The sequence below is a fragment of the Aminobacter aganoensis genome (assembly GCF_014206975.1).
Lineage (GTDB): Bacteria > Pseudomonadota > Alphaproteobacteria > Rhizobiales > Rhizobiaceae > Aminobacter > Aminobacter aganoensis.
The window spans coordinates 1-1,230 of record NZ_JACHOU010000050.1 but is presented as its reverse complement, the minus strand read 5'-3'; the positions used below and the strand labels follow the sequence as shown (position 1 = coordinate 1,230).

Sequence of the window (1,230 nt, the reverse complement as noted above, 5' to 3'; positions counted from 1 at the left end):
CTATATGCCAGTCGACGATGCCAGCGGTCGGCATGGTAAAGAGAATATGCGCCGAACCAGCGCACGCGCCGCCTTGAACGGCTCGGGTTGCTTGGGAGCGGACAGCGGAAATGGCCGTACCCGCACCTTTGCGCGTGATTGCATGCCATCGGAGTCCGTTCCCGCGTAGGCTGAACCTCCAAGGATGGATCGCACCGTGTCCAAATCACTCGACAGTTTCAATTGCCGCCGCACGCTGAGCGCTGCGGGCACCGACTATGTCTATTACAGCCTGATCGAGGCCGAGAAGAACGGCCTGACCGGCATCTCGCAGCTGCCCTATTCGATGAAGGTGCTGCTGGAAAACCTGTTGCGCAACGAAGACGGCCGCACCGTCACCAAGGAGGCGATCCAGGCGGTTGCCGGCTGGCTGACCGACAAGGGCACCGCCGGCGTTGAGATCGCCTACCGCCCGGCGCGCGTCTTGATGCAGGACTTCACCGGCGTTCCCGCCGTCGTCGACCTCGCCGCCATGCGTGACGGCCTGGCCTCGCTCGGCGGCGACCCTGAGAAGATCAACCCGCTGGTTCCCGTCGACCTGGTCATCGACCACTCGGTCATCGTCGACGAGTTCGGTTCGCCGCTGGCGTTCGCCCGCAATGTCGAGCTCGAATACGAGCGCAACGAAGAGCGCTACAAGTTCCTGAAGTGGGGCCAGCAGGCGTTCCGCAACTTCCGCGTCGTGCCGCCCGGCACCGGCATCTGCCACCAGGTCAACCTCGAATACCTGGCGCAGACGGTGTGGACCAACACCGAGGACGGCGAGACCACGGCCTATCCCGACACCTGCGTCGGCACCGATTCGCACACCACCATGGTCAATGGCCTTGGCGTGCTCGGCTGGGGCGTCGGCGGCATCGAGGCGGAGGCCGCGATGCTCGGCCAGCCGGTGTCGATGCTGTTGCCCGAGGTCATCGGCTTCCGCCTGACCGGCAAGCTGAAGGAGGGCGTCACCGCCACCGACCTGGTGCTGACCGTCACCCAGATGCTGCGCAAGAAGGGCGTGGTGGGCAAGTTCGTCGAGTTCTTCGGCCCGGGCCTCAGCAACATGACGCTGGCCGACCGCGCCACCATCGGCAACATGGCGCCGGAATATGGCGCGACCTGCGGCTTCTTCCCGGTCGATGCCGAGACCATCCGCTACCTCAACATGTCGGGCCGCGCCGAAAACCGCATCGCGCTGGTCGAGGA

Annotated in this window: 1 protein-coding gene; it reads left to right on the top strand. The window is 65.0% G+C overall.

The features are described 5' to 3' along the window. Positions 1-196: 196 nt before the first annotated feature. Positions 197-1,230, top strand: a 1,034-nt coding sequence (locus GGR00_RS28185; protein WP_343065665.1) for an aconitase family protein, incomplete at its 3' end; no start/stop codon positions are given.